General features: G+C 54.5%; 6 protein-coding genes and 1 pseudogene. 4 read left to right on the plus strand and 3 right to left on the minus strand.

The features are described 5' to 3' along the window. Positions 1 to 347 precede the first annotated feature (347 nt). On the plus strand, positions 348 to 2,021 hold the full coding sequence (gene fadD / locus Q7O77_RS12905) for a long-chain-fatty-acid--CoA ligase FadD (protein WP_304167957.1): 1,674 nt from the start codon (positions 348 to 350) through the stop codon (positions 2,019 to 2,021). Between the two features lie 256 nt (positions 2,022 to 2,277). Then, positions 2,278 to 3,399, plus strand: coding sequence for a ribonuclease D (rnd, locus tag Q7O77_RS12910; RefSeq protein ID WP_304167960.1), 1,122 nt, complete (start codon positions 2,278 to 2,280; stop codon positions 3,397 to 3,399). Between the two features lie 195 nt (positions 3,400 to 3,594). On the opposite strand, the gene minE is transcribed toward rnd, so the two are convergent. Genes minE through minC form a run of 3 tightly spaced genes read right to left on the minus strand, consistent with a single transcriptional unit; the run spans position 3,595 to position 5,385 of the window. Further along, on the minus strand, positions 3,595 to 3,864 hold the full coding sequence (minE, locus tag Q7O77_RS12915) for a cell division topological specificity factor MinE (protein WP_026739383.1): 270 nt from the start codon (positions 3,862 to 3,864) through the stop codon (positions 3,595 to 3,597). A gap of 3 nt (positions 3,865 to 3,867) precedes the next feature. Continuing rightward, on the minus strand, positions 3,868 to 4,680 hold the full coding sequence (minD, locus tag Q7O77_RS12920) for a septum site-determining protein MinD (RefSeq protein WP_026742418.1): 813 nt from the start codon (positions 4,678 to 4,680) through the stop codon (positions 3,868 to 3,870). A gap of 21 nt (positions 4,681 to 4,701) precedes the next feature. Beyond that, the gene (gene minC / locus Q7O77_RS12925) at positions 4,702 to 5,385 is read right to left on the minus strand and encodes a septum site-determining protein MinC (protein ID WP_304167963.1); all 684 of its coding nucleotides are present in this window, start codon (positions 5,383 to 5,385) and stop codon (positions 4,702 to 4,704) included. A 136-nt stretch (positions 5,386 to 5,521) separates the two neighbouring features. Here minC and Q7O77_RS12930 point away from each other — a divergent pair, with 136 nt between their 5' ends. Beyond that, complete coding sequence (locus Q7O77_RS12930) at positions 5,522 to 5,794, plus strand: YcgL domain-containing protein (protein ID WP_304167966.1); 273 nt, start codon at positions 5,522 to 5,524, stop codon at positions 5,792 to 5,794. A gap of 341 nt (positions 5,795 to 6,135) precedes the next feature. Further along, a pseudogene (locus tag Q7O77_RS12935) lies at positions 6,136 to 6,519 on the plus strand (fumarylacetoacetate hydrolase family protein); the annotation flags it as partial. Positions 6,520 to 6,554: the final 35 nt, after the last annotated feature.

The following is a 6,554-nucleotide window of genomic DNA, read 5'->3' on the forward strand; positions in this document are numbered from 1 at the left end:
GGCGCCGACCGCCGGGATGTATGATCCCTGGTGGGGCTATCGCGGCCGCCCCGGTTGGGGACCTCGCTGGGGCTGGGACGATGGGGCCGGACCGGCCAGATTGGAAACGATCGTCACGGAATAACAGCGCTGCCAGCGATTGTCCCTTGCACCATGATGTGCGGCACGATGTCTCGTGTGAGGGGTCGCTAAATAGCGATGACCGACGCAATGATTAACTAGGGTGACTCCGGTCACCTTATTTTTTGTGGATGATGGCATAGGCGGTTGAACGTTTGATGCAGGGCGAGGGGATGAGATATTTCGCCAGCCCGTTCACCGCCTAAGAAGACCTATGGAGTGAAGTCTTGGAAAAAATTTGGTTAGCGCGCTATCCGGCTGATGTTCCCGCAGAGATCGATCCGGATCGCTATTCGTCATTGATGGAGCTATTCGAAAATTCGATGGCGCGAAATGCCGATCGGCCTGCGTTCATCAATATGGGCGAGACGATGACCTTTCGTCAGTTGGATGAGCGCAGCCGGGCGTTTGCCGCCTATTTGCAGCATCAGCTCAAATTGCAGAAGGGCGACCGCGTTGCGCTGATGATGCCGAACCTGTTGCAATATCCCGTCGCGCTGTTCGGTATCCTCCGGGCGGGGATGGTCGTGGTAAACATCAATCCGCTCTACACGCCGCGTGAACTGGAACATCAGCTGAACGACAGCGGCGCCAGCGCGATGGTGATTGTGTCCAACTTTGCCCACACGCTGGAAAAGGTGGTGTTCAACACCCCGGTGAAGCATGTGATCCTGACCCGCATGGGAGACCAGCTGTCGGCGGCAAAAGGCACGTTGGTGAACTTTGTCGTCAAATACATTAAGCGACTGGTGCCGAAATACCATCTTCCCGACGCCATCTCCTTCCGCAGCGTACTGCAACAGGGTAAGCAGATGCCTTACGTGCGTCCTGAACTGGATCGCGGCGATTTGGCCTTTTTGCAATACACCGGCGGCACCAGCGGCGTGTCCAAAGGCGCCATGCTCACGCATCGCAATTTGCTGGCTAACCTGACTCAAATCCGCGCGGCCTATGGTTCGTTGCTGCATGAAGGCAACGATTTGGTCGTCACGGCGTTGCCGCTGTATCACATCTTTGCGCTCCTCGTGAACTGTCTGTTGTTCATCGAAATGGGGGGGCAGAACCTGCTGATAACCAACCCGAGAGATATTCCGGGGATGGTCAAAGAGCTGGCTCGTCATCCGTTTACCGTATTCAGCGGCGTCAACACGCTGTTCAACGCGCTGTTGAACAACGACGATTTTCATCGGCTGGATTTTTCAACGCTGCACCTGTCCGTCGGCGGCGGCGCGCCGGTCCAGCAGACGGTTGCTGAGCGCTGGGAAAAACTCACCGGCAATCATTTGCTGGAAGGGTACGGGCTGACGGAAAGCTCGCCGTTGGTCACCGGCAACCCTTACGATACGGAGCAGTATACGGGCAGCGTCGGTTTGCCGATTCCCTCGACGGAGGTCCGCATCGTGGATGAACAGGGAAACGATGTGGCGCTGGGAGACGCCGGCGAGCTGTGGATACGAGGGCCGCAGGTCATGAAAGGCTATTGGAATCAGCCCGATGAGACGGCGGCGGTGCTAAAAGACGGGTGGCTGGCGACAGGTGACATTGTCACTTCTGACGCGCAGGGCTTCTTACAAATCGTCGATCGCAAAAAAGACATGATTCTGGTGTCAGGGTTTAACGTCTATCCGAATGAAATCGAAGATGTCATCGTCCGACATCCTGACGTGATCGAAGCGGCGGCCGTCGGCGTGCCGAACGAGCTGTCGGGCGAAGCGGTCAAAGTGTTCGTGGTCCGCCGTCCCGGCAGCGCGCTGAACACGGATGCGCTGATTGCTCATTGCCGTCGTTATCTGACGGGCTATAAGGTGCCTCGCCAGTTCGAGTTTCGTGACGAATTACCGAAATCGAATGTAGGCAAAATCTTGCGGCGTGAACTTCGAGACGAGACGAAGGCGTCCTAGGTGATTGTTATACTGGATTGTTTGCAGGTTGTTAGCAGGGTATGGTTTACCTCACGACCTTGGCTGGTCAGTCTCTGCGACACCAGCCCCGGTTGACCTGACGCCATGACACGGCAACCTTTCGTTGCGCAGTGTTGCTGCTATTTTGACTTCATAAGATGTGCGTTTTTGCGTTTTCATGTCAGGCGCGCCGGTCTTCTCCGGCGTTCCTTTTATCGTCATGACCATTGTTGGACATAACCAAGAGAATGATGTTTTGAATTATCAGTTGATCACTACCGATGCCGGCTTATCACAGGTTTGCGCGCAGGCGCGCGCTACAACGCAGGTGGCGCTGGACACCGAATTTGTCCGGACACGCACTTATTATCCGCAGTTGGGACTGATTCAACTGTATGACGGTGAAACGCTGTCGCTGATCGACCCTCTCCCGATCGAGGACTGGGCGCCGTTTAAAGCACTGCTTGCCGACGCCAAGGTGACCAAATTTCTGCACGCTGGCAGCGAAGACCTGGAAGTGTTCCTGAACGCGTTCGGCTGTGTGCCGACGCCGTTTATCGATACGCAAATTCTGGCCGCTTTTTTAGGCAAGCCATTGTCCTATGGTTTTGCCGCACTGGTGGCGGACTACCAGCAGGTGACGCTGGATAAAAGCGAGTCCCGCACAGACTGGATGGCGCGCCCACTGAGCCAAAAACAGTGCGACTATGCGGCGGCCGACGTCTTCTACCTGCTGCCCATGGCAAAAACGCTGGTGGAGCAGACTGAGGCGACCGGTTGGATGGATGCGGCGCTGGACGAATGTCAGCTGCTGTGCCGCCGACGTCAGGATATTTTGGCGCCGGAGCTCGCTTACCGTGAGATCAGCAACGCCTGGCAGCTGCGCGGCCGACAGCTGGCGTGCCTGCAACGTCTGGCTGACTGGCGTCTGCGTAAAGCGCGCGAACGCGATAGCGCGGTGAATTTCGTCGTGCGCGAGGAGCACTTGTGGCAGGTTGCACGTCATCTGCCAACCTCGCTGGGCGAGTTGGATTCGCTGGGACTGAGCGGTCCGGAAATTCGCTATCACGGCAAAACGCTGCTCTCGCTGGTGGCGGAGACCGTGGAACTGAATGAGGCTGATTTCCCGCCGCCGGTTGCGAACCTGCTGGACTACCCCGGTTACAAGTCGGTATTCAAGGAGATCAAAGCGCTGATTCAGGCGACCAGCGCCAGCAGCGGGCTATCAGCGGAACTGCTGGCTTCGCGTCGTCAGATTAACCGACTGCTCAACTGGTACTGGAAACTGTCTGTCGGTGGGAATACGCCGGAACTCGTTAGCGGCTGGCGTAACACGCTGTTCGGCGACGGTCTGCGGGCGATTTTAAACCGCGATTAATCGCGGAGGACGTGGCGGTCGGCGGGGGGCAACTGGCGGCCGCGATGTTCTAAACACGTCGGAAAGGGCAACGAGAATTGGGTGTTTTGCGTCGGTGGTATTTTGCGGCAGGCGGGGAACAAGGGAGACAGCATGATCGCCGCGACCAGGCCCGACTGCGGTTAGCAGGTGTCGGGCGCAGCCACGGCGCGATGGTTACTTCGGCGTTTCTTCCGCTTCCGGCAAGGTGACGTTTAGTTCCAGAACGGAAATATCGTCGCCTTTCTGTTCCAGCTGAACAGATACCATTTGCGGGTCAATCTGCACGTATTTGCAGATCACTTCCAGAATGTCTCGTTTCAACTGTGGCAGATAATGGGGTTCGCTATCCCCACGGCGCCGCTCCGCGACAATAATTTGCAGCCGTTCCTTGGCGATATTGGCTGTCGCTTTTTTGCGGGACAGAAAGAAATCGAGTAAGGCCATGGTTTACCCCCCAAAAAGTCGTTTGAGGAAGCTCTTCTTCTCTTCCTCGATAAAGCGGTAAGGGCGATCTTCACCCAGTAAGCGGTCTACTGTGTCGGCATAGGCTTTACCGGCATCGGCTGAATCGTCCAGAATCACCGGCTCGCCCTGGTTGGATGCGCGCAGCACTGACTGGTCTTCCGGAATCACGCCCAACAGCGGAATGCGCAGAATTTCCAGCACGTCTTCCATGCTCAGCATGTCGCCACGGCTAACGCGGCCCGGATTGTAGCGGGTCAGCAGCAGATGCTCTTTGATCGGTTCTTCGCCACGTTCGGCGCGACGAGATTTGGATGACAGAATGCCAAGAATACGGTCGGAGTCGCGTACGGATGAGACTTCCGGGTTGGTGGTAATCACCGCTTCGTCCGCGAAGTAGAGCGCCATCAGCGCCCCGGTTTCAATCCCCGCCGGAGAATCACAGACGACGAAGTCGAAATTCATTTCGTTCAGACCATCCAGCACTTTTTCAACGCCTTCGCGGGTCAGCGCGTCTTTGTCACGGGTCTGCGAGGCGGGGAGGATGTACAGATTTTCAGTGCGTTTATCTTTAATCAGCGCCTGATTCAGCGTCGCGTCACCTTGAATGACGTTGACGAAATCGTAAACGACGCGGCGCTCGCATCCCATGATCAGGTCAAGGTTGCGCAGGCCAATATCAAAGTCGATGACAACTGTTTTCTTGCCTTTTTGGGCTAAACCGGTAGCAATGGCCGCGCTTGAAGTAGTCTTGCCAACGCCCCCTTTACCCGATGTAACAACGATGATGCGTGCCATAAATGATTCCTTGTCAAGGGCTTAGTCTAGAGTTTGTATGTTAAGAACATTGTCCAGCAGGTTGAGATTGACCCGTGCAGCCTGCCCAAAAAAATCTTGCGGTATCTGGTCGCTGAGCCAATAACGGCCCGCGATGGATACCAGCTCTGCGGCCAGATGGGTGCAGAAGATCTGACTGTGAACGTCGCCAGAAACCCCTGCCAGGGCACGGCCCCGCATCATGCCGTAAATGTGTATATTGCCGTCTGCGATGATTTCGGCGCCCGCGCTCACGCTGCTGGTGACGATGAGATCACAGTTACGCGCATAAATCTGTTGCCCGGAACGAACGGGCGCGCTGACCACCTTGGTTTTCACCGGCTCCGGAGGCGGGGCGGCGGGTTCGGAAGCCCGGCGCTCTTTACCTTCGTTCAACAGCGGTAGACCTGCGCGGACGATAGCTTGCTTAAGCTGTTCGTCTTTGCAGCCGCTGACGCCGACCACATGCAGACCGGAAGCGGCGACGGCTTGCTGCAGCGTCACCCAATCGGTGTCGGCGGTCAGTGTTGAGACATTGATGACAACGGGCGCGTTTTTAAGAAACGCGGGAGCCTGTTCGATTTTTTCCTGCAGGGCTTGGTAAATTACCTCGGGTTGAGATTCATGCAAATGAACCACCGATAAGGTAAAGCTACTGCCTTTTAACTCAATTGGCGATTGTGACATCTATCCTGACTCAGTTTCGGCATCTTTAAACCCCCAGAGTAACATTTAACTATGATATTCCAGAGCGCTATAAGCATGTTATAGTCACATGTATATACAGGCAATACACGATACCCATTTAATTTAGAGTAAAAATATGTTTTGTGCGATCTATAGAAGTAACAAACGGGATCAGACATATCTTTATGTCGAAAAAAAAGACGATTTTTCGCGCATTCCTGAAACGCTGATGAAAAGTTTCGGCGCGCCGACTTTCGTGATGCTTTTACCGCTGGATGGCAGGAAAAAACTGGCTTCGGCTGATATCGACAAGGTGCGGCAATCGCTTAAAGAACAAGGGTTTTACCTTCAGGTGCCGCCTCCGCCGGAAAATTTGCTGAATATACATCAGTCGGCAGTTGAAAAATAATAGGGTTATTATTTTCGGACAATCCCTTATCGCCACGAGATATTAATGACCTCGTAACGAAAAATAGTCAGGGCGCAAATTAATCTACAGGCTGACTTTTATTCAGGCTGTGTTTCATTTCCTGATTTTATATACAGTAATTTGCTGGGTTAATTGTTTATCCGCCCGTTTTGAATTTATCTAACGGGCTTTTTTTATCCACGGATAAAGACGAAATCCAACGACACTTTCACTCACGTTTGCGTGCTTATCTTTTTGTCATCAGTATCGGTATGATGGGGAGCCTGGCGCCGCGGGCGTGCCGGGGTCAATATCTCAACAGACTGGTCAGGAGATGATGCATGTATCAGCACAGAGACTGGCAGGGGGCGTTACTAGACTTCCCTGTCAATAAAGTAGTGTGTGTCGGCAGCAACTATTCCGAACACGTCCGGGAAATGGGCAGTGCCACTTTTCCGGAGCCGGTGTTGTTTATCAAACCTGAAACGGCGATCTGCGATCTACGTCAGCCGCTCTCCATCCCTCACGATTTGGGCGCGGTACACCACGAGATCGAATTGGCCGTACTGATCGGCACACCGTTGAAACAGGCAAATGAAGATCGCGTCGCTCGGGCGATTGCTGGCTACGGCGTGGCGCTGGATTTGACGCTGCGTGAGCTACAGGCGTCCTTCAAAAAAGCCGGTCAGCCGTGGGAAAAAGCGAAGGGGTTTGATGGTTCATGTCTGTCTCTTATACACATCTGACGCTGCCGACGAAG

It is taken from the genome of Lonsdalea britannica, assembly GCF_946477055.1.
In the GTDB taxonomy this organism is placed as follows: domain Bacteria; phylum Pseudomonadota; class Gammaproteobacteria; order Enterobacterales; family Enterobacteriaceae; genus Lonsdalea; species Lonsdalea britannica_A.

What these genes read in the sequence shown, in the direction of transcription:
- minE (WP_026739383.1), bottom strand. Translation starts at nt 3,864, where the DNA reads ATGGCCTTACTCGATTTCTTTCTGTCCCGCAAAAAAGCGACAGCCAAT.
- minD (WP_026742418.1), bottom strand. Translation starts at nt 4,680, where the DNA reads ATGGCACGCATCATCGTTGTTACATCGGGTAAAGGGGGCGTTGGCAAG.
- minC (WP_304167963.1), bottom strand. Translation starts at nt 5,385, where the DNA reads ATGTCACAATCGCCAATTGAGTTAAAAGGCAGTAGCTTTACCTTATCG.
- Q7O77_RS12930 (WP_304167966.1), top strand. Translation starts at nt 5,522, where the DNA reads ATGTTTTGTGCGATCTATAGAAGTAACAAACGGGATCAGACATATCTT.